The organism is Streptomyces sp. NPDC004788 (genome assembly GCF_053601115.1).
In genome coordinates this window covers 15,939-36,231 of record NZ_JBSGBF010000081.1, presented here as the reverse complement: position 1 = coordinate 36,231, position 20,293 = coordinate 15,939, and the positions used below count along the sequence as shown (strand labels likewise).

Sequence of the window (20,293 nt, the reverse complement as noted above, 5' to 3'; positions counted from 1 at the left end):
CTGCAGGGGGGACCCTGTGGGAGAGTAGGACGCCGCCGAACAATCATTGTGGGAAAGCCCCGCACCGTATGGTGCGGGGCTTTTCTGCGTTCTGAGGCCGTTCCAAGGGAAAGCCCCACCCCCAGGAACTCACCCCTCACAGTCGGCCGGCCGCCTTCAGAGCCAGATACGCGTCCGCGAGAGCCGGAGCGAGCTCGTCGGGGGTCGCGTCCACGACGGTGACGCCATGACGCTGGAGTTGTTCCGCCGTGCGGAGGCGCTGGGACTGGGCCTGGGTTGCGGCGGCGGCCTCGTAGACGCCCTCGATCGTGCCGCGGGTGCCCGCCATGCGGGCGATGTGCGGGTCGGCGGGGGAGGCGACCAGGACCGTGTGGCGCTGGGTGAGTTGCGGGAGGACCGGGAGGAGGCCCTCCTCGATCGGCGCGGCGTCCAGGCCGGTGAGCAGGACGATGAGGGAACGACGCGGGGCGCGGGCCAGTGCTGTGGCCGCCAGGCCGCGGGCGTCGGTCTCGACCAGCGAGGGTTCCAGCGGGGCGAGGGCGTCCACCACGGCGGGCAGGACGTCGCTCGCGGAGCGGCCCTGGACCTGGGCGCGGAGACGGCGGTCGTAGGCCACGAGGTCGACGCGGTCGCCGGCGCGGGAGGCGAGGGCGGTGAGGAGGAGGGCGGCGTCCATCGCGGCGTCGAGGCGGGGGACGTCGCCGACGCGGCCGGCGGAGGTGCGGCCCGTGTCCAGAACGATGAGGATGTGGCGGTCGCGTTCGGGGCGCCAGGTTCGGACGGCGACCATGGACTGACGTGCGCTGGCCCGCCAGTCGATGGAGCGGGTGTCGTCGCCGGGCACGTACTCGCGCAGGCTGTCGAACTCGGTTCCCTCACCGCGCGTCAGAACGCTGGTGCGGCCGTCGAGTTCACGGAGGCGTGCCAGGCGCGAGGGCAGGTGTTTGCGACTGGTGAACGGCGGCAGGACGCGGACCGTCCAGGGGACCTCGTGGTTGCCCTGGCGGGCGGCGAGGCCGAGCGGGCCGTACGAGCGGACGGTGACGCGCTCTGCGCGCCGGTCGCCGCGCCGGGTCGGGCGCAGGGCCGTGGTGAGACGGCGGCGCTCGCCGGCGGGGACCGTCAGCTGCTGGCGCGCGGGGTTCTGGGCGGCGCTCGGGGCCCAGGCGTCACGGAGTTGGGCGCGCAGGCGGCGGCGGGACGGGTTGGTGACGGTGAGCTGGACGTCGGCTCCGTCACCCAGTCGAACTGACGTATCACCACTTCGGGTGAACTGCAGCGTTCGCACTGGCGCGGCCATCGCGTAGTCGCACAGAATTGCGAGTGTGAGCGGCGCGTTCACCGCCAGCATCCCCGTCCAACTGGGGGCGAGGATGCCGACGGGAAGCGATCCGATGGCGGCGAGCAGGGCGGTTCGTCCGGTGAGGGCCATGGGGCGCCGTTCTCAGCGGGGTACGGGGACGTGGGCGAGGATCGAGGTGAGGACGGAGTCCGTGGTGACTCCCTCCATCTCGGCCTCGGGCCGCAGTTGGATGCGATGGCGCAGGGTCGGCAGGGCCAGGGCCTTCACATCGTCCGGGGTGACGTAGTCCCGGCCGGTGAGCCAGGCCCAGGCGCGGGCCGTGGAGAGCAGTGCGGTGGCTCCTCGGGGGGAGACGCCGAGAGTGAGCGAGGGGGATTCACGCGTGGCACGGCAGATATCGACGACATAGCCGGCGATCTCGGGGGAGACCGCCACCTTGGTCACGGCCTCCCGGGCGGCCTCGAGTTCGGCGGGGCCGGCGACGGGGCGGACTCCGGCGGCCTTCAGGTCGCGCGGGTCGAAGCCCTGGGCGTGGCGGGTGAGGACGTTGATCTCGTCCTCGCGTGAGGGCAGCGGGACCGTCAGCTTGAGCAGGAAGCGGTCGAGTTGGGCCTCGGGCAGCGGATAGGTGCCCTCGTACTCGACGGGGTTCTGGGTCGCGGCGACGAGGAACGGCTCGGGCAGTGGGCGGGGTGTGCCGTCCACGGTGACCTGGCGTTCCTCCATCGCCTCCAGGAGCGAGGACTGGGTCTTCGGGGGCGTCCGGTTGATCTCGTCGGCGAGCAGCAGGTTGGTGAAGACCGGGCCGGGCTGGAAGGAGAACTCGGCGGTCCGGGTGTCGTAGACGAGGGAGCCGGTGACGTCGCTCGGCATGAGGTCGGGCGTGAACTGGACGCGCTTGGTGTCGAGTTCGAGCGCGGTGGCGAGCGTCCGCACGAGGAGGGTCTTGGCGACGCCGGGGACGCCCTCCAGGAGCACGTGGCCCTTGCAGAGCAGGGCGACGACGAGACCGGTGACGGCGGGGTCCTGGCCGACCACGGCCTTCCCGATCTCGGTGCGCAGGGCCTCCAGGGAGGCGCGGGCGCGGTCCGAGCTCGGCACGGTCTCGGGGGTCGGGGCGCTCATGAGGTGCGTACCTCTCTTTCGAGGGCGTCGAGTTGGTCGGCGAGGCGGATCAGGGCGGCGTCGTCGGCGGGTGCCGGGCCGAAGAGGAGGTCCCGGTGGGCGGTCGCGTCGGCGGGGAGCCGGGCGGCCAGTGCCGGGAGGAGCAGATCGGAGGTGTGGGCGTCCTTGGCGGGGACGCCGAGGAGCGGGGCGATCCGGGTGCGGGTCGCGGTGCGCAGGACGGTCGCCGCGCGGTCCCGGGCGTCGGCCTTGCGGTAGAGGCGGGCGCGGCCTTCGGTGGCCTCGGAGGCGCGGACGGCGACGGGGAGTTGCTCGGTCACCAGGCGGCCGAGGCGGCGGCCGCGCCAGACGGCGGCGAGCAGGGCCGCGACGGCGAGCTGGAGGGTGCCCCACAGCCAGCCGGAGGGGACCAGATCGAGGAAGGAGCCGGTGGGGTCGTCCGCGGCCTCGGAGTCGGTGGGCACATCCGTGAGCGAGGGGAGGTACCAGACGAGATGCGGGCGGGAGCCGAGGAGTTGGAGGGCCAGGGAGGCGTTGCCCTGCTGGGCGAGGTGCTTGTTGGTGAGGAGTTGCGAAGAGCCGAGCAGGACGGTGTCGGCGGTGCCCGCGCCGGGGACACGGACCAGGGTCGGCAGGCCGTCGGAGAGGTAGCAGGCGTCGGCGGTGGTCGTGCCGGTCCGGTAGCGCTCGCCGCCCAGTCGGACGCTGCCGGCGCGGGTGGCGGCGGGCAGGGTGCAGCCGGGCTCCAGGGTGGACACCGTGGAGCCGGGGGCGGTGTCGACGCCGGGGGCGAGGGTGCCGAGGGAGGGCAGGCCGGCGCCGAGGAGGACGGTGCGGCCGGACGAGCGGGTCATCGCCTCGTACAGGGTGGACTGCTGGTCGTCGGTCAGCAGGTCCGGGGTGGTGACGAGGAGGGTGGTGTCGGCGCCGGTGGCGGCGGTCGCCTTGGTGAGGGTGTCGACCACGTCCACGGTGACGCCCCGGGCCTTGAGGAGTTCGGCGACGGCCCGGGCGCCGGAGGGGTCGGCGGAGCGCGGGTCGAGGTAGCCGCCACCGTGGTCCGCCGAGCGGACCGTGGCCAGGAGGATCCCACCGAGCAGGAGCAGGGCCAGGAGCACGAGAGTGCCGCGGGCGCGCGTCCAGAGCTGGCGGGGCGTGAGGGAGACCGAGGTGGCGCTGGTGTCCGAGCGGCTCATCGGGGCGCCTCCGTGAAGGCGGAGGCGGCGCCGGCCGTGTCGAGGGACGGCTTGGTGCGTTCCAGGGCGGTGTCGAGCTGCTCGATGCGCCGGTACGCGGACGCGTCGGCCGTTCGGCCGCCGTACGTGACGTCGTCGAAGGCACGGGCGGCGGAGCGCAGCCCGTCGGCGTGGGCGGGCAGGGACCGGCCGGCTTCCGCGGCCGCCTCGTCGGCGGTGCGGCCGGGGCGCGGGTCGAGCAGGGTGCGCTCTTCGAGGGAGCGGACGATGGCCCGCATGCGTTCCTGGACGGCCTGGTTCCACTGGCCGGCGGCGGCGTGGCGGGCGGCGGCGGCCCGGTGCTCGGCGGCCGTGCGCGGGCCGTCGTCGAAGAGGGCGTCGCCGCCGCCGGAGGGTGCGCGACGGGGGGTGCCGAGGCGCCACCAGAGGGCGGCGACCAGGGCGATGACGACCAGGACGACGGCCACGACGCCGACGACGCCGCCGGGCGTCGCGCCGGCGGCCGCGTCGAAGAGGCCGCCGACCCAGTCCCAGAAGCGGTCGAGGGCGCGCTGGAGAAGACTGGGGTCGTTCTCGTGGTACATCGGCTTGGACAGCTCACGCTCCGCCGCCTCCTGGGCGGGGACGCGCGGGATGTCCACCGGTACGTCGCCGGCCGTTCCCCCCGTGACCCTCACGCCATCAGTCTCCCTGACCGGCGAGTCCGGCGGCCCGGCTGAGCTCGATGTCGAGCGCCTCCCGGCGGATGCGCTGGTCGACATAGAGGAGGACGGTCACACCGGCCAGGACCGGGTAGGTGACGGCACTCGTGATGATCCCGCCGACGCCGGTGATGAGCAGGAAGGACCAGCTGGTCTCGAAGCCGCCGGTGGTGAGGCCGCCGAGGCCCTCGCCCCCGACGATCAACGCGGTGATGACGAACGGCAGCGCGAGGATGAAGGCGACGACGCCCACGAGAAGGTGAGTCAGGGCGCTGATGCCGAAGATGCGCCACCAGGAGCCCTGAACGAGCTTCGCCGAGCGCTTGAGGGCCTTGATGACGCCCTGGCGCTCCAGCATCAGGGCGGGCGAGGCCAGGCTGAAGCGGATCATCAGCCAGACCATGACGACGAAGCCGCAGAGGCCGCCGACGGCGGTGAGGGCACCACCGCCTCCCGTTCCCGCGAGGAGTATGCCGGGCAGCATGCCGACGAACATGACGGCGGCGCCGATCAGCGGCATCAGCAGGGTCAGCCCGAGCAGCTGGAGCAGCCGGGGGCGGGCCTCCTGCCAGGCGGTGGCGAGGTCGACGGGGCGGCCGAGGACGGCCCGGCTGATGACGATGGTGAGCAGAGCGGCGCTGACGAGCGTCGCGACGATCATGATCACATAGGTCGGGATCGAGGCGATCAGACTGGCCTTCATCGACTCGGCGGCCTGGGCCAGCGCCTCGGCGGGGTCGGCGTCCGGGTTGATCTCCGGACGGGCCGGGATCAGATAGCGCTGGGTCAGGGTCTCCGCGATCTGCATGATCACCGCGACGGTGACCGAGACGGTGAGAACGGTCCGCCAGTAGCGGCGCATCGTCGTCACGGCGCCGTCGAGGATCTCGCCCAGCGTCAGCGGGCGCAGCGGGATCACGCCCGGCTTCGCGGCCGCGGGCATGCCCCACTGGCCGTACGGGGGCTGCGCGCCCCAGCCAGGGCCGCCCGGGCCGCCGTGCGCGCGAGCCGGTGCCTGCGGCGGTGCGGCCTGCCCGGGACCGGTCGGCGGCTGCCACTGGCCGGCGGCCGGCTGCTGCTGGGACCACTGGGGGGCGGAGCCGTTCGTGTCACCGGGCGGGCCGCTCGGGCCGTCGGCGGGGGCGGATCCGGGCGAGGTCCAGCCCGGAGTGTCGTTCACGGTGGTCCACCTCGAGGATTGGTCGCGGTGCCGGATCGCCGAACCGGCTTGGTCTCAGCGGCCGTCCGCCCGGCAGGGCGGCGGGCCGGGAGCCATCGTGCCACGCGAGGCCCGCCCACGGGCGGGCAGTTCCTCCTCGGCCTTCCCACCGGGGCGGTCGCGGGCCGGACTGGGCCGAACGCCGTTCCACGCGTACGAGACGGGGGGCCATGCCGAGGCGGGCGTCGTGAAACGCATGGCGGAGACCGGCATCACGGCCAGCCGCGCCGTACACGAACGACGAGGTTCGGCAGGCGCTCGCCGACGCGCTCCGCGACGAAGGCGCCGGCCGAATCGTCCCCGGGCTGGTCGATCACCTCGCCGGATCGATCTCCTCACCCGAGGCGGGCGCCGAACGGGCCCGGTCCTCCCCATGGGCCGATGTCGGCCGCGCGAGGTACGGTTCTGGGCGACCAGCGGGGGCCACGGGGGGCCACGGGGGTGACATCCATGTCTGACATCAACACCCACAGACACCGGCGGTTCACGGCGGGCAAACAGGGACGTCACCGCAGGTCAGTGAGGTATCTCACCAGCCGCCTTGAGACTGATACGGAAATGGGATGATGTCGATATGAAGGGACGCGTTCTTGTCGTCGACGACGACACGGCACTCGCCGAGATGCTCGGGATCGTGCTGCGGGGTGAAGGTTTCGAGCCGTCGTTCGTGTCGGACGGTGACAAGGCACTCGCCGCTTTCCGTGAGGCCAAGCCGGATCTGGTGCTGCTCGACCTGATGCTGCCCGGTCGGGACGGCATCGAGGTGTGCCGGCTGATCCGGGCCGAGTCCGGGGTGCCGATCGTCATGCTCACGGCCAAGAGCGACACGGTCGACGTCGTCGTGGGTCTGGAGTCCGGGGCCGACGACTACATCGTGAAGCCGTTCAAGCCGAAGGAGCTCGTCGCCCGCATCCGGGCGCGGCTGCGGAGGTCCGAGGAGCCGGCGCCGGAGCAGCTGACCATCGGTGACCTGGTCATCGACGTGGCGGGGCACTCCGTGAAGCGGGACGGGCAGTCGATCGCCCTGACGCCGCTCGAGTTCGACCTGCTGGTCGCGCTGGCCCGCAAGCCGTGGCAGGTCTTCACGCGCGAGGTGCTCCTGGAGCAGGTGTGGGGATACCGGCACGCCGCCGACACCCGTCTGGTGAACGTGCACGTGCAGCGGCTGCGCTCGAAGGTCGAGAAGGACCCGGAGCGGCCGGAGATCGTCGTGACCGTCCGCGGTGTCGGCTACAAGGCGGGACCGAGCTGACATGACCAAGGGCAGTGCTGCTCCCAAGGCCGGGGACAAGGCCGGGGACCCTGGGGTCCGTGCGGGGCGGGCTGCCGGACCGGGGCGGGGGGGCCGAGGTCTGGGCCGGCTCCTCCAGGACGGAACACCGGGCGGACCCGTGTTCCGGCTGATCGCGCGCTGGGTGCGCCGTCCGCTGCTGCCCGCCGTACGCCTGTGGCGCCGCAATCTGCAGGTGCGGGTGGTCGCGGGCACCCTGCTCATGTCACTCGGCGTGGTGCTGCTGCTCGGCCTGGTCGTCATCGGCCAGGTCCGCAACGGCCTGCTCGACGCCAAGGAAAAGGCCGCGCAGAGCCAGGCCGCCGGCGGGTTCTCCGCCGCGCAGGACCGGGCCGCGACCACGCAGCCCGCGCCCGGCGAGCAGGACGGCGGCCGCGCCGGTTCCTCGGTGAACTGGCGTTCCACGCTCGTCGAGCAACTCGCCAGCGGGGGCCAGAGCGCGTTCAACGTGGTCGCGCTCTCCCTGGAGACCGGGGACACCGCCAGCCGGGGCGCCCGTGCCTCCGGCGAGGTCGACCCGACCACGAGCATCCCCGCCGAGCTGCGGCACAGCGTCGCGCAGGGCACCAACACCTTCCAGACGTACGCCCGCATCCACTACACCAGCGGCAAGCCGTCCGAGCCCGGTCTGGTGGTCGGCAAGCGGCTCAACGACGCCGACGGCCAGCCGTACGAGCTCTACTACCTCTTCCCGCTCACGCAGGAAGGGGACTCCCTCGCCCTGGTCAAGGCCACCCTGGCCACCGCCGGGCTGTTCGTCGTCGTCCTGCTCGGCGCCATCGCGTGGCTCGTGGTGCGGCAGGTCGTCACCCCCGTGCGGATGGCCGCCGGAGTCGCCGAGCGGTTGTCGGTCAACGGCCTCCAGGAGCGCATGAAGGTCACCGGCGAGGACGACATCGCGCGCCTCGGCGAAGCCTTCAACAAGATGGCGCAGACCCTCCAGCTGAAGATCCAGCAGCTGGAGGAGCTGTCGCGGATGCAGCGGCGGTTCGTCTCCGACGTCTCGCACGAGCTGCGCACCCCGCTGACCACCGTACGGATGGCGGCCGACGTCATCCACGACGCGCGCGCCGACTTCGACCCGGTCACCGCGCGCTCCGCCGAACTCCTCGGCGACCAGCTCGACCGCTTCGAGTCGCTGCTCTCCGACCTCCTGGAGATCAGCCGCTTCGACGCGGGCGCGGCGGCGCTCGAGGCCGCGCCGATAGACCTGCGCGAGGTGGTACGACGCGTCATCGGCGGCGCCGAGCCGCTGGCCGAGCGCAAGGGCAGCCGCATCGTCGTCGTCGGCGACGAGCAGCCCGTGGTGGCCGAGGCGGACGCCCGCCGGGTCGAGCGGGTGCTGCGCAACCTGGTCGTGAACGCCGTCGAGCACGGCGAGGGCAAGGACGTGATCGTGCGCCTCGCCGCCGCGGGCGGCGCCGTCGCCGTGGCCGTACGGGACTACGGCGTCGGCCTGAAGCCCGGCGAGGCGACCCGCGTCTTCAACCGGTTCTGGCGCGCCGACCCGGCCCGCGCCCGCACCACCGGCGGTACGGGCCTCGGCCTGTCCATCGCCGTCGAGGACGCGCGGCTGCACGGCGGCTGGCTCCAGGCGTGGGGCGAGCCCGGCGCCGGCTCCCAGTTCCGGCTGACCCTGCCCCGTACCGCTGACGAGCCACTGCGTGGCTCCCCGATCCCGCTGGAACCGGACGACTCGCGGCGCAACCGCGAGCAGGCGGCCCTGGCCGGAGCGGTCGGTGCGGGTGCGGGTGCGGGTGCCGGTGCCGGCGTCGCGTCCGGTGCGCGGCTCGCGGGCGTGCCGGTGCAGGCGGCCGGGGCGGCCGGGGCCGCTCGTACGGCTCTGCCCGTACCGCCGCGGATACCGCCGGCGCCGCGCGCCACGGCAGATCCGACGGCCCTGCCGGGCAGCGGAGCCCGGGTGGTCGCCCTGTCCGCGGAGACGGCCGACGGCGACAGTGGTGAGGCGATGGCGTCGACGCGCGCCGAGCGGGAGGACGGAACTGGTGGGCGCTGACCATCGAGGGAAGCGGGAGACCCTGGGGCGGGGACGGTCGGCGGCCGGGCGTTCGGAGAGCGGACCTTCGGTGGCGGGACCGTCGGCGGCCCGGCGTTCGACGGCTGGACCGGCCGCGGCCGGGCGGATCGGGCGGGGTGTCGTGCTCGCCGCCTGCGGGGCGCTCGTGGTGACCGGGTGTGCCGGGATGCCCGACAGCGGGGACGTGCAGGCGGTCAAGGCGTCCAATGCCGGGGACTCGCAGGTGCGCGTGTACGCGGTGGCGCCGCGCGACAACGCCGATCCCGAGGAGATCGTCGACGGCTTCCTGGAGGCCATGACGAGTGACGACCCCGGGTTCGCGACGGCACGGAAGTACCTGACGAAGCAGGCCGCGCGGACGTGGAAGCCGGAGGAGAGCATCACGGTGCTCACCACCGCGCCCGACCGCGACCAGGCCGACCGGCCCGGTGACCCGGACAGCCAGGGGCGGACGTTCCCCATCTCCGGGCGGCGGATCGCGGAGGTCGACGCGAAGCACGCGTACCGGCCGGAGGTGCCGTCCGAGTTCGACACGGCCATCCACGTGGTGCAGCAGCCGTCGGCGGACGGCAAGAGCAAGGAGTGGCGCATCGACAGCCTGCCGCGGGGCCTGGTGCTCGGCGAGGCGGACTTCCTGCGCAACTACCGCTCGGTCAACAAGTACTACTTCGCCTCGGGCGAGAGCTGGCTGGTCGCCGACCCCGTCTACATCCGGCAGCGCCAGGACCCCGTCACCCGGATGGATCCCGTGACGCAGACCGTCAAGGCGCTCCTCGACGGCCCGACGAAGTGGCTCGGCCCGGCGGTCGACTCGCGCTTCCCGTCCGGTACGGAGCTGCGGGAGGACGTCAGGTCGCTGACGCCCGACGACCAGTCCACGCTGAAGGTCCCGCTCAACGCCAAGGCCGACAACGTCAACGCGCCGGCCTGCAAGGGCATGGCGGCGCAGCTGCTGTTCACGCTGGGCGACCTGACGTCGGTGCGGGTCGAGCAGGTCGAGATCCAGGGCAGCAAGGGCAACCGGCTGTGCCTGCTCGGCAAGGGGCAGGCGCTGCAGGAGTTCTCGCCGGTCCGCAACCCCGGCCGGGGCGAGAACCCGTACTTCGTCGACGAGCACGAGCGGCTGATGATGCTGTCGGTCGGCGGCCGCCAGCCGGACAAGCCGGCCGAGGTGCCGGGCCCGTTCGGCAAGGGTGCGGTGCCGCTGCGGTCCGTGGCGGTGGACCGCGAGGAGAACCGCGCGGCCGCGGTCGTGAACGACGGGCGCGAGCTGCGCGTCGGCTCGATCACCACCGAGGAGGAGCTCGCGGCGCCGGTCGTGATCAGCAGCGCACTGCGGCCCGACGACCGGCTGTCGGCGCCCAGCTGGGACGGCCGCGGTGACCTGTGGGTCGCCGACCGCAACCCGCTGAAGCCGCGGCTGTGGCTGGTGCCCGGTGGCCAGGGCGAGCGGGTCGAGGTCGGCACGCCGTGGCTGCGGGACGGCGCCCGCGTCGAGTCGCTGCGGGTCTCCGCGGACGGCGTGCGGATGGCGCTGCTCGTGACCCGGGACCGCCGCACCACCCTGCAGATCGGCCGGGTGGAGCGCACGGTCGAGGACGGTCACGTCGAGGTCACCGTCAAGGACCTGCAGGACGCGGCGCCCCGCCTGGAGTCGGTCACCGCCGTCTCCTGGGCCGGACCGAGCCGGCTCGTCGTGGTCGGCACGGAGAAGGGGGGCGTGCAGCAGGTGCGGTACGTCCAGACCGACGGCTCCACCTCGGCGACGTCCGTCCTCCCGGGCCTGAACGGGGTCACCTCGGTGGCCGCGCCGTACGGGGCGGACCAGAGCGCCCCGGTGGTCGCGAACTCCGGCAACGACGGCATCGTGCGGCTGGTGCCGGGCGCGAACTGGCAGCCGGTGGTGAAGGCGGGCAGCTCGCCGGTCTATCCGGGCTGAGCCGCCCGCGCCCCCCGCCCCCGCAGTTCCCGGTGGCCGTGCCCGTTTGTCCACAGGGCGTTGTCCACAGGGGTGGCCGGGGGCGTCGGGCCGGAGGACAGTAGGGGCATGCAGGGGTGGTGGCGAGAGATCGCCGGGCTGGTGCTGCCGGTCTCCTGCGGAGGCTGCGGGAGACCCCGTACGGCGCTGTGCCCGCCGTGCGGGGCCGAGCTGACCGGAAGCGGGCCGGGCAGGGTGCGGCCGGTGCCCGCGCCTGCGGGACTGCCGGTGGTGCACGCCGCGGCGCCGTACGAGGGTGCGGTACGCGCGGTGCTCCTCGCCCACAAGGAGCGCGGCGCCCTTCCGCTCGCCGGGCCTCTCGGGGCGGCGCTGGCCGGGGCCGTGGTGGCCGCTGCCGGGGACCTGGGCGGACCCGGGAACGGACCGCTGCTCGTCGTACCGGTGCCTTCCTCGCGGCGCTCCGTGCGGGCGCGTGGCCACGATCCGACGCGGCGGATCGCGTCGGCCGCGGCCGGGCGGCTGCGGCGTGCTGGGCGGGCGGCGCGGGTGCTGCCGGCGCTGCGGCAGCGGCGGTGGGTCGCCGATCAGTCGGGGCTCGGCGCGGGGGAGCGGCTGGCGAACCTGGCGGGGGCGCTGGAGGTCGCGGCAGGCGCAGCGCGGCTGCTCGACGAGGCCGAGCGGGCGGGCGGACGAGTGGTGCTCGTGGACGACCTGATGACCACGGGGGCCTCGCTCGCCGAGGCGGCGCGGGCGCTCGCGGCGGCCCGGCCCGCGGCAGGCGGAGTACACCGTCCGTTCACGTTTCACGGATTAACGCACAGCTCGAAGGGAGGCGTGGCGGAAGGCCTATTCGAACGGCCGGTGGCGGCGGTAGTCGCATCTTCTCCGGCCTCGTTCGAAATAAACCGGAACTCACGGGGAAGTTGCATCGTTGCAGGTGGTGAGAGGTGAAAGCACCCGAATGAAGGTAAGTGGCCGCACCGGGTGCCGACACCCGTCCGAACGAGCTATGTTCGGTTGTGAGGAATGGCGAATGCCACGCCTCACCGAATGCACGGGTGCGCCTACAGGACAGGAGTTCAGGGCGAATTAACCTCGGGTTGGTGGGGTGGGGAGCTTGTCGGCTGGGGAGGAGGAGGTCAGGTCGCCAAGTCCGAGACTCCGGTAATCGCCGGAGTCTGGTGCAAAGGGAGAAGCTCGCCGGCCAAGGAGCCGTACCGAGTGATCCGGGAACGGAGTTCTGCGTGGACATCGTCGTCAAGGGCCGCAAGACCGAGGTGCCCGAGCGGTTCCGGAAGCACGTGGCCGAGAAGCTGAACCTGGAGAAGATCCAGAAGCTCGACGGCAAGGTGATCAGCCTCGACGTCGAGGTGTCCAAGGAGACCAACCCGCGGCAGGCCGACCGGTCCGACCGCGTGGAGATCACCGTCCATTCCCGAGGCCCGGTGATCCGGGCGGAAGCGTCAGCAGGCGACCCGTACGCAGCGCTCGACCTCGCCCACGGAAAGCTGGAGGCCCGGCTGCGCAGGCAGCACGACAAGCGGTTCACCCGCCGCGGCACCGGCAGGCTGTCGGCCGCCGAGGTGGCCGACGTGGTGCCGGGTGTCGCCCAGCTCAACGGAAGCGGCGAGCTCGTGCCGGAAGAGCCCGGCGTGCCCACCACGATGATGGGCTCGATCGAGGTCCAGGGCGAAGGGCCGCTGGTGGTCCGGGAGAAGACCCACAAGGCCGCTCCCATGAGTCTTGGCCAGGCGCTCTACGAGATGGAGCTGGTCGGGCACGACTTCTATCTTTTCGTCGACGCCGACACCAAGCTGCCGAGTGTCGTCTACCGACGGCACGCGTACGACTTCGGCGTCATCCGAGTGGAGAACGACCCGTTCGCCGAGTCCGAGGGGGGCGGCGCCGGCGGCGCGCTCGGCGGCTGACCCACCGTCATCGACCCGGTCGCGGACGATCCTGACACGGTGCCCCTGGGAGCGCCCGGAGCGCTCCCAGGGGCACCCCTGTGCGACCGTGCGCGCCCCCGTGCGACCACGGGATCACCTGGTTGTCGCCGCGGCATGAAATCATGGCGGGCACGCCAACCGATGCTCCCCGAGCAGCGGTTGGGGAGCGAAAAGCGAATCAGCACACGACTTCAGGCCACGGCCTTCAGGGGGAGGAACCATGGCGGACAGCTTCGGGCCGGTGCACGGCGGGCGGGAGCCCGAGAGCCCGATGAACCCGGGGGGAATGGATTCGGCCAACGGCGCGTCACGGGGCGAGCCGATCCGGGTCCTGGTCGTGGACGATCACGCCCTTTTCCGCCGTGGTCTGGAGATCGTTCTCGCGCAGGAAGAGGACATCCAGGTCGTCGGCGAGGCCGGCGACGGTGCCGAGGCCGTGGACAAGGCCGCGGATCTGCTGCCCGACATCGTCCTGATGGACGTCCGGATGCCCAAGCGCGGCGGTATCGAGGCATGCACCTCCATCAAGGAGGTCGCCCCCAGCGCGAAGATCATCATGCTGACGATCAGCGACGAGGAGGCGGACCTCTACGACGCGATCAAGGCGGGCGCGACCGGCTATCTCCTGAAGGAGATCTCCACCGACGAGGTCGCCACCGCGATCCGCGCGGTCGCCGACGGGCAGTCGCAGATCAGCCCGTCGATGGCGTCGAAGCTCCTCACCGAGTTCAAGTCGATGATCCAGCGCACCGACGAGCGCCGGCTCGTGCCCGCGCCCCGGCTGACCGATCGCGAGCTGGAGGTCCTCAAGCTCGTCGCGACCGGCATGAACAACCGGGACATCGCCAAGGAGCTGTTCATCTCCGAGAACACCGTGAAGAACCACGTCCGCAACATCCTGGAGAAGCTGCAGCTGCACTCCCGGATGGAGGCGGTGGTCTACGCGATGCGGGAGAAGATCCTCGAAATCCGCTGACGGGCGCCCGCCGACCGGCGCCTGTCGAACGGCGCCTGTCGACCGGCGCCTGCCGAGGGCCCCGTCCATCGGCCCTGTCCATCGGCCCCGTCGGCCGGCTGCCGTCGGCCGGCCCCCTCGGCCGGCCGTCCGGTGGATGGCCTCAGCCGAGGGCCTTGATCAGCTCCGGAGCCAGCTCCGGGGCGTCCACCCGTTCCACCGCCACCGCGTCGCAGCCGACCCACTCGGCGGCCTCGCGCAGCGCTTGCGCCACCGCCGGGACCGCCTTCGCGCCGTCCAGCGTCACCTGGCGGGCGACCAGGGTCCGGCCGTCGCGCGCCGGGTCCACGCGGCCCACGAGCCGGCCGCCGGACAGGACGGGCATCGCGAAGTACCCGTACACCCGCTTCGGCTTGGGCACGTACGCCTCAAGGCGGTGCGTGAAGCCGAAGATGCGCTCGGTGCGGGGCCGCTCCCAGATCAGCGAGTCGAACGGCGAGAGCAGCGTCGTCCGGTGCCGGCCGCGCGGCTCGGTCGCGAGCGCCGCCGGGTCCGCCCAGGCCGGCTTCCCCCAGCCCGCCACCGTGACCGGCACGAGCCCCGAGTCCGCCACGACCGCGTCGAACGCCTCGGCCTTGATCCGGTGGTAGTCGGCGATGTCGGCGCGGGTGCCGACACCGAGGGCCTCGCCCGCCTGCCGTACGAGACGGCGCAGACACTCCGTGTCGTCCAGGTCGTCGTGGAGCAGGCCGTCCGGGATCGCGCGCTCGGCCAGGTCGTACACGCGCTTCCAGCCGCGCCGCTCGGTGACCACCACCTCGCCGTACATCAGCGCCCGCTCCACGGCGATCTTCGAGTCGGACCAGTCCCACCACTCGCCCTTGTTCTTGGCCCCGCCCAGCTCGGTCGCGGTCTGCGGGCCCTCGGCGCGCAGCTGCGCGATCACCGCGTCGTACGCCGCCGGGGAGAGCTTGTGGCCCCAGTGCGGACGGTCGCGGTAGGCGCGGCGGCGGAAGGCGAAGAGCGGCCACTCCTCGACGGGCAGGATGCAGGCGGCGTGCGACCAGTACTCGAAGGCGTGGCCCTCGGTCCAGTACGCGTCCTCGACGGTGCGGCGGCCCACCGCGCCGAGGCGCGCGTACGGGATGAGCTCGTGCGAGCGGGCGAGGACCGAGATGGTGTCCAGCTGGACCTGTCCGAGGTGCCGCAGCACGCCCCGCACCCCCGCCCGCCGGTCGGGGGCTCCCAGGAAGCCCTGGGCCCGCAGGGCGATCCGGCGGGCGTCGTCGGCGGACAGTTCGGCGGCGGGGCGAGGAGCGGCAGTCATGATCCGCACCCTAGAGGGCGGCACTGACACCGGGTGGAGCTTTCGCCGGGCCGGCCACCGGCAGCCCCGGCCGCACCCCGGCCACCGGCAGCCCCGGCCGCACCCCGGCCACCGGCAGCCCCGGCCGCACCCCGGCCACCGGCAGCCCCGGCCGCACCCCGGCCGCTCCCCTCGCGGCGTCCTCAGCCCTCCTTCGTCGTCCTCGGCGGCAGGTACGGCAGCGGGGACGGGAGGCCGAGGTCCGACGGGAGGAGGGAGCCGAGCCAGCAGTCGCGGGTGGTGCCCTTGTTGATCAGGCCGGCGCGCTCCACACCCTCGACCGTGAAGCCGGCGCGTTCGGCGACGGCTCGTGAGGGGGCGTTGCCGACCTCGGCGCGCCAGAGGAGGCGGTGGACGCCGAGGGAGCCGATGGCCCAGTGGGCGAGGGCGGTGACCGCCTCCGTCATGTAGCCGTGGCCGCGGTGCTCCTCGGCCAGCCAGTAGCCGACCTCGCGGACGCCCGGGCCACGCGCGTGCAGGCCGGTCGCGGCGAGCAGCGGGCCGCCCGCCAGGGGTTCGACGGCGAAGGCGTAGTCGCTGTCCAGGCGCCAGCCCTCCGGCGCGATGCGGGTCACGAAGAGTTCGGCGTCCGCCCGGCCGTACGGGGACGGGACGGTGGTCCAGCGCTGGATGTCGGGGTCCTGACAGGCGGTGTACACCGCGTCGGCGTCCTCCGGGGTGAACGGGCGCAGGCGCAGCCGGTCGGTGCTCAGTGTGATGGGCTCCATGACGGAATTGTGGTGACCCGTCCGCGCGGGAGCGAACACTTTTCGGGCCGGGCGGCACCTTCCGGCGGCCTCGTGCGTTCTTCCTGTGTGAGGCGCGAGGGCCTGTCCGGCGGATCGGGCGCGGCCCCGGCGGTGGGCCGCCGGACAGGTCCTGGGGACGGGAGCGGCGGCTCCGGCCCTGCGGGCCTCCCTCCGCGAGGGCGGTCTCGCTTACGATGGCCGTTGCGGTGGGGACCACCTGCCGTGCCCGCGCCCGAGTCATGACAACGACCCAGTGCCAGGCCCGACCGGCAAGGAGACCAGCCTCAGTGTCCGTCTTCCACAAGCTCATGCGTGCAGGCGAAGGCAAGATCCTGCGCAAACTGCACCGCATCGCGGACCAGGTCAACTCCATCGAAGAGGACTTCGTCAACCTCTCCGACGCCGAGTTGCGGGCGCTCACCGACGAGTACAAGCAGCGGTACGCCGACGGCGAGAGCCTTGACGACCTGCTCCCCGAGGCGTTCGCCACCGTCCGCGAGGCGGCCAAGCGCGTCCTCGGTCAGCGCCACTACGACGTGCAGATCATGGGCGGTGCCGCCCTCCACCTCGGCTACGTGGCCGAGATGAAGACCGGTGAGGGCAAGACCCTCGTCGGCACGCTCCCCGCGTACCTGAACGCGCTGTCCGGCGACGGCGTGCACCTGATCACGGTGAACGACTACCTCGCCGAGCGCGACTCCGAGATGATGGGCCGCGTCCACCGCTTCCTCGGTCTGACGGTGGGCTGCATCCTCGCGAACATGACGCCGGCGCAGCGCCGCGAGCAGTACGCCTGCGACATCACGTACGGCACGAACAACGAGTTCGGCTTCGACTACCTGCGCGACAACATGGCGTGGTCCCAGGACGAGCTCGTCCAGCGCGGCCACAACTACGCGTGCGTCGACGAGGTCGACTCCATCCTCGTCGACGAGGCCCGTACGCCGCTGATCATCTCCGGCCCGGCCGACCAGGCCACCAAGTGGTACGGCGACTTCGCCAAGCTGGTCACCCGCCTCACCAAGGGCGAGCCCGGCAACCCGATGAAGGGCATCGAGGAGACCGGCGACTACGAGGTCGACGAGAAGAAGCGCACGGTCGCCATCCACGAGGCCGGCGTCGCCAAGGTCGAGGACTGGCTGGGCATCGACAACCTGTACGAGTCGGTCAACACGCCGCTCGTCGGTTACCTGAACAACGCCATCAAGGCCAAGGAACTCTTCAAGAAGGACAAGGACTACGTCGTCATCGACGGCGAAGTCATGATCGTCGACGAGCACACCGGCCGTATCCTCGCCGGCCGCCGCTACAACGAGGGCATGCACCAGGCCATCGAGGCCAAGGAGGGCGTGCCGATCAAGGACGAGAACCAGACGCTCGCCACGATCACCCTGCAGAACTTCTTCCGCCTCTACAACAAGCTCTCCGGCATGACCGGTACGGCCATGACCGAGGCGGCCGAGTTCCACCAGATCTACAAGCTGGGCGTCGTCCCGATCCCGACGAACAAGCCCATGCAGCGCAAGGACCAGCCGGACCTGATCTACCGGACCGAGGTCGCCAAGTTCGCCGCCGTCGTCGACGACATCGCGGAGAAGCACGAGAAGGGCCAGCCGGTCCTCGTCGGCACCACGTCGGTCGAGAAGTCCGAGTACCTGTCGCAGCAGCTCAGCAAGCGCGGCATCCCGCACGAGGTCCTCAACGCCAAGCACCACGAGCGCGAGGCCGCGATCGTCGCCCAGGCGGGCCGCCGCGGCGCCGTCACGGTCGCCACGAACATGGCCGGCCGTGGTACGGACATCAAGCTCGGCGGCAACCCCGACGACCTCGCCGAGGCGGAGCTGCGCCAGGCCGGCCTCGACCCGGTCGAGCACGTCGAGGAGTGGGCCGCGGCCCTGCCGGGCGCCCTGGAGCGCGCGGAGAAGGCCGTGAAAGCGGAGTTCGAGGAGGTCAAGGAGCTCGGCGGCCTGTACGTCCTGGGCACCGAGCGCCACGAGTCCCGCCGTATCGACAACCAGCTGCGCGGTCGTTCCGGCCGTCAGGGCGACCCGGGCGAGTCCCGGTTCTACCTGTCGCTCGGCGACGACCTGATGCGCCTCTTCAAGGCCCAGATGGTCGAGCGGGTCATGGCCATGGCCAACGTCCCGGACGACGTGCCGATCGAGAACAAGATGGTCACCCGTGCCATCGCCTCCGCGCAGGGCCAGGTCGAGTCCCAGAACTTCGAGACGCGCAAGAACGTCCTGAAGTACGACGAGGTGCTCAACCGGCAGCGTGAGGTCATCTACGGCGAGCGCCGCCGCGTCCTGGAGGGCGAGGACCTGCACGAGCAGGTGCGCCACTTCATGGACGACACGATCGACGACTACATCCGCCAGGAGACCGCCGAAGGCTTCGCCGAGGAGTGGGACCTGGACCGGCTGTGGAACGCGTTCAAGCAGCTCTACCCGGTCAAGGTCACGATCGAGGAGCTGGAGGAGGCGGCCGGGGACCGCGCGGGCATCACCGCCGAGTTCATCGCCGAGGCCGTCAAGGACGACATCCACGAGCAGTACGACGCCCGCGAGAAGCAGCTCGGCTCCGACATCATGCGTGAGCTGGAGCGCCGGGTCGTCCTGTCGGTCCTCGACCGCAAGTGGCGCGAGCACCTCTACGAGATGGACTACCTCCAGGAGGGCATCGGCCTGCGCGCGATGGCGCAGAAGGACCCGCTGGTCGAGTACCAGCGCGAGGGCTTCGACATGTTCTCCGCGATGATGGAGGGCATCAAGGAGGAGTCCGTCGGCTACCTGTTCAACCTGGAGGTCCAGGTCGAGCAGCAGGTCGAGGAGGTCCCGGTGCAGGACGCGGCCAAGTCCCTGGACAAGGAGGACGCGACCGTCCCGGCGGGCGCCGGGCGTCCGGAGATCCGCGCCAAGGGCCTGGACGCCCCGCAGCGCCCCGACCGCCTGCACTTCTCGGCGCCGAAGGTCGACGGCGAGGGTTCGGTCGTCGAGGGCGACTTCGCGTCGGACGGCGACGCGGCCGAGGGCGACGGCCTGACGCGCGCGGAGCGCCGGAAGGCGCAGAAGAGCGCGGGCGGGCGTCGCCGCAAGAAGTAGCCGCGTCGCGGTTGTCGTAGTCGAGGGGTCGGTCGCCGGGTGGCGTCCGGCCCCTTCGGCGTGGGCCGTCTCTCAGGCGCTCGGCAGGCCGTCCAGTTCCACCGCCGCGCAGCGCCAGCGCCGGTCGGAGCCGCGTTCGAGGCGGAAGGCCATGGCGCGGACGCGGTCGCCGGTGGCGACGGTGGCCCAGGCCTCCAGAGCGCCGTCCGCCGGCGGGTGGAAGCGGCAGGCGCGCACCACCGGGCGCGGGCCGGAGGAGCGCAACGGCGTCTCGGGGGCGAGCTGGACCAGCTGCTCGTACGCCTCGCCGATCGTGTGGCCGAGCATCCAGTGCACCGGCCGTTCCCCGCTCAGCACCGCGAGGAGCTTCTCGGCGAACATCAGGTGCGGCGGGGCCGTCCGCCGCGGGGCGACCCCGGCGGGGCCGCGAGGACCGGTGCCGGCGGGGCCCCGAGGACCGGTGCCGGCGGGGCCGCGGGGGCGCAGGGTGTTCGTGGTCATGGGATCCCCGTTCGTCGCGATGAGTGACCGGCTGATACCAGTCGGTAACTTCTTGGGCATCTTGTACGGGGGAGGCGGGCGCCCTCGCAAGAGGCGCCGGGCCTGCGGGGATCACACAGAGCGATTCACCTATCCAGGTGATGGGCGGGCTCGTGCGGTGGGCGGGTCGGGATGCGCAGGGCCTCGTGAGCGCGCCCCGGGGCGTCAACCCCGTACGGCGGTCCGTGCGGCCCCTCCGGTCCGCCGGGGTGGTGGGGGCCCGCCCCCGAAAGAGGACTCCGCACGTATCCTGAGGGCGTCTCCGACTACGAAAGCGGCCAGCCATGCGCGTGTACGTCCCTCTGACCCTCCCCGGTCTCGCACAGGCGCACAAGGACGGCGAGCTGGGCCCCGGGCCGCTCACCGCCTACGCCGTCACCCCCGCGCTGCGCGAGTGGTACGTCTCCGACGACATCGAGGAGCTGGAGTACGCCGCCCTCAACCGCGCCGCCGCCGCCTCGCTGCGGCTGCTCGCCGGTGACCCCGGGGCGGCCAGGCGGCGGGTCGTCGTCGCCGTCGACGTGGCCGACAAGGACGCCGTCGTCGACCCCGACCGCGGGCTCGACGCGAGCGCGCTCGGTGAGGTCCGCATCGCCGCCGCCGTACCGCTGGCCAAGGCCGCCGCCGTACACGCCGACGCGGACGACGCCGAGACCGACGTCGCCGCCGCTGCCGCCGCGCTGGGCGCCGCGGACCAGGGCGACGACGACGCGCAGTTCGTCGTCGACGGGGCCGAGGACCACGAGCTGCTGTGGTTCGGGGTGCAGGAGATCCCCGCGCTCCTCGGCTGACTCTCCCCGGCCGGCCCTGCCCGCCCGGCC

At 72.6% G+C, this 20,293-nt stretch carries 16 protein-coding genes; 8 read left to right on the top strand and 8 right to left on the bottom strand.

Translation table 11 applies throughout. The features are described 5' to 3' along the window. Positions 1-136: 136 nt before the first annotated feature. From ACWEJX_RS28535 to ACWEJX_RS28515, 5 genes are read right to left on the bottom strand one after another with little or no spacing between them, the layout of a single operon-like run. Complete coding sequence (locus ACWEJX_RS28535; RefSeq protein WP_451610286.1) at positions 137-1,432, bottom strand: DUF58 domain-containing protein; 1,296 nt, start codon at positions 1,430-1,432, stop codon at positions 137-139. Between the two features lie 12 nt (positions 1,433-1,444). Next, positions 1,445-2,428, bottom strand: a complete 984-nt coding sequence (locus ACWEJX_RS28530) for an AAA family ATPase (RefSeq protein ID WP_451610285.1) — start codon at positions 2,426-2,428, stop codon at positions 1,445-1,447. Next, entirely contained in the window at positions 2,425-3,624 is a 1,200-nt protein-coding gene (locus tag ACWEJX_RS28525; protein WP_451610284.1) for a DUF4350 domain-containing protein, read from the bottom strand. Before ACWEJX_RS28525 ends, ACWEJX_RS28530 begins: the two co-directional genes overlap by 4 nt. Further along, positions 3,621-4,301 (bottom strand): DUF4129 domain-containing protein, encoded by a 681-nt coding sequence (locus ACWEJX_RS28520; RefSeq protein WP_451610283.1) that lies wholly within the window; start codon positions 4,299-4,301, stop codon positions 3,621-3,623. Before ACWEJX_RS28520 ends, ACWEJX_RS28525 begins: the two co-directional genes overlap by 4 nt. Before the next feature lie 4 nt (positions 4,302-4,305). Further along, positions 4,306-5,505: a hypothetical protein gene (locus tag ACWEJX_RS28515; RefSeq protein WP_451610282.1), complete on the bottom strand. Its 1,200-nt coding sequence runs from the start codon at positions 5,503-5,505 to the stop codon at positions 4,306-4,308. A gap of 613 nt (positions 5,506-6,118) precedes the next feature. Here ACWEJX_RS28515 and mtrA point away from each other — a divergent pair. The 6 genes from mtrA (at position 6,119) to ACWEJX_RS28485 (ending at position 13,737) form a co-directional block, all read left to right on the top strand. After that, complete coding sequence (mtrA, locus tag ACWEJX_RS28510; protein WP_197990047.1) at positions 6,119-6,796, top strand: two-component system response regulator MtrA; 678 nt, start codon at positions 6,119-6,121, stop codon at positions 6,794-6,796. Between the two features lies 1 nt (position 6,797). Then, positions 6,798-8,852, top strand: a complete 2,055-nt coding sequence (mtrB, locus tag ACWEJX_RS28505; protein WP_451610281.1) for an MtrAB system histidine kinase MtrB — start codon at positions 6,798-6,800, stop codon at positions 8,850-8,852. A 187-nt stretch (positions 8,853-9,039) separates the two neighbouring features. Continuing rightward, positions 9,040-10,812, top strand: coding sequence for an LpqB family beta-propeller domain-containing protein (locus tag ACWEJX_RS28500; RefSeq protein ID WP_451610280.1), 1,773 nt, complete (start codon positions 9,040-9,042; stop codon positions 10,810-10,812). A 108-nt stretch (positions 10,813-10,920) separates the two neighbouring features. After that, on the top strand, positions 10,921-11,763 hold the full coding sequence (locus ACWEJX_RS28495; RefSeq protein WP_451610279.1) for a ComF family protein: 843 nt from the start codon (positions 10,921-10,923) through the stop codon (positions 11,761-11,763). Positions 11,764-12,056: 293 nt separating this feature from the next. Continuing rightward, entirely contained in the window at positions 12,057-12,740 is a 684-nt protein-coding gene (gene hpf, locus ACWEJX_RS28490) for a ribosome hibernation-promoting factor, HPF/YfiA family (protein WP_451610278.1), read from the top strand. 241 nt (positions 12,741-12,981) lie between these two features. After that, positions 12,982-13,737 carry a response regulator gene (locus ACWEJX_RS28485; protein ID WP_451610277.1) on the top strand — a complete coding sequence of 252 codons (756 nt, stop codon included), beginning with the start codon at positions 12,982-12,984 and terminating at the stop codon, positions 13,735-13,737. Positions 13,738-13,879: 142 nt separating this feature from the next. Here the strand turns inward: ACWEJX_RS28485 and ACWEJX_RS28480 are convergent, their stop codons facing one another. Both ACWEJX_RS28480 and ACWEJX_RS28475 read right to left on the bottom strand, forming a co-directional pair. Continuing rightward, on the bottom strand, positions 13,880-15,043 hold the full coding sequence (locus ACWEJX_RS28480) for a winged helix-turn-helix domain-containing protein (protein ID WP_451610276.1): 1,164 nt from the start codon (positions 15,041-15,043) through the stop codon (positions 13,880-13,882). Positions 15,044-15,225: 182 nt separating this feature from the next. Then, positions 15,226-15,810, bottom strand: coding sequence for a GNAT family N-acetyltransferase (locus ACWEJX_RS28475; protein WP_451610275.1), 585 nt, complete (start codon positions 15,808-15,810; stop codon positions 15,226-15,228). A gap of 308 nt (positions 15,811-16,118) precedes the next feature. Between ACWEJX_RS28475 and secA the strand changes: the two genes are divergently transcribed. Next, on the top strand, positions 16,119-18,932 hold the full coding sequence (secA, locus tag ACWEJX_RS28470) for a preprotein translocase subunit SecA (RefSeq protein ID WP_451610274.1): 2,814 nt from the start codon (positions 16,119-16,121) through the stop codon (positions 18,930-18,932). Between the two features lie 72 nt (positions 18,933-19,004). On the opposite strand, the gene ACWEJX_RS28465 is transcribed toward secA, so the two are convergent. Continuing rightward, positions 19,005-19,433: an Rv3235 family protein gene (locus tag ACWEJX_RS28465; RefSeq protein ID WP_451610273.1), complete on the bottom strand. Its 429-nt coding sequence runs from the start codon at positions 19,431-19,433 to the stop codon at positions 19,005-19,007. Positions 19,434-19,756: 323 nt separating this feature from the next. Between ACWEJX_RS28465 and ACWEJX_RS28460 the strand changes: the two genes are divergently transcribed. After that, complete coding sequence (locus ACWEJX_RS28460) at positions 19,757-20,263, top strand: DUF6912 family protein (protein WP_451610272.1); 507 nt, start codon at positions 19,757-19,759, stop codon at positions 20,261-20,263. Positions 20,264-20,293 lie beyond the last annotated feature (30 nt).

Bases quoted from the DNA above. Each gene is read 5' to 3' on its own strand.
- ACWEJX_RS28535 (WP_451610286.1), bottom strand. From the start codon at position 1,432: ATGGCCCTCACCGGACGAACCGCCCTGCTCGCCGCCATCGGATCGCTT.
- ACWEJX_RS28530 (WP_451610285.1), bottom strand. From the start codon at position 2,428: ATGAGCGCCCCGACCCCCGAGACCGTGCCGAGCTCGGACCGCGCCCGC.
- ACWEJX_RS28525 (WP_451610284.1), bottom strand. From the start codon at position 3,624: ATGAGCCGCTCGGACACCAGCGCCACCTCGGTCTCCCTCACGCCCCGC.
- mtrA (WP_197990047.1), top strand. From the start codon at position 6,119: ATGAAGGGACGCGTTCTTGTCGTCGACGACGACACGGCACTCGCCGAG.
- mtrB (WP_451610281.1), top strand. From the start codon at position 6,798: ATGACCAAGGGCAGTGCTGCTCCCAAGGCCGGGGACAAGGCCGGGGAC.
- ACWEJX_RS28500 (WP_451610280.1), top strand. From the start codon at position 9,040: ATGCCCGACAGCGGGGACGTGCAGGCGGTCAAGGCGTCCAATGCCGGG.
- ACWEJX_RS28495 (WP_451610279.1), top strand. From the start codon at position 10,921: ATGCAGGGGTGGTGGCGAGAGATCGCCGGGCTGGTGCTGCCGGTCTCC.
- ACWEJX_RS28485 (WP_451610277.1), top strand. From the start codon at position 12,982: ATGGCGGACAGCTTCGGGCCGGTGCACGGCGGGCGGGAGCCCGAGAGC.
- ACWEJX_RS28480 (WP_451610276.1), bottom strand. From the start codon at position 15,043: ATGACTGCCGCTCCTCGCCCCGCCGCCGAACTGTCCGCCGACGACGCC.
- ACWEJX_RS28475 (WP_451610275.1), bottom strand. From the start codon at position 15,810: ATGGAGCCCATCACACTGAGCACCGACCGGCTGCGCCTGCGCCCGTTC.
- ACWEJX_RS28465 (WP_451610273.1), bottom strand. From the start codon at position 19,433: ATGACCACGAACACCCTGCGCCCCCGCGGCCCCGCCGGCACCGGTCCT.
- ACWEJX_RS28460 (WP_451610272.1), top strand. From the start codon at position 19,757: ATGCGCGTGTACGTCCCTCTGACCCTCCCCGGTCTCGCACAGGCGCAC.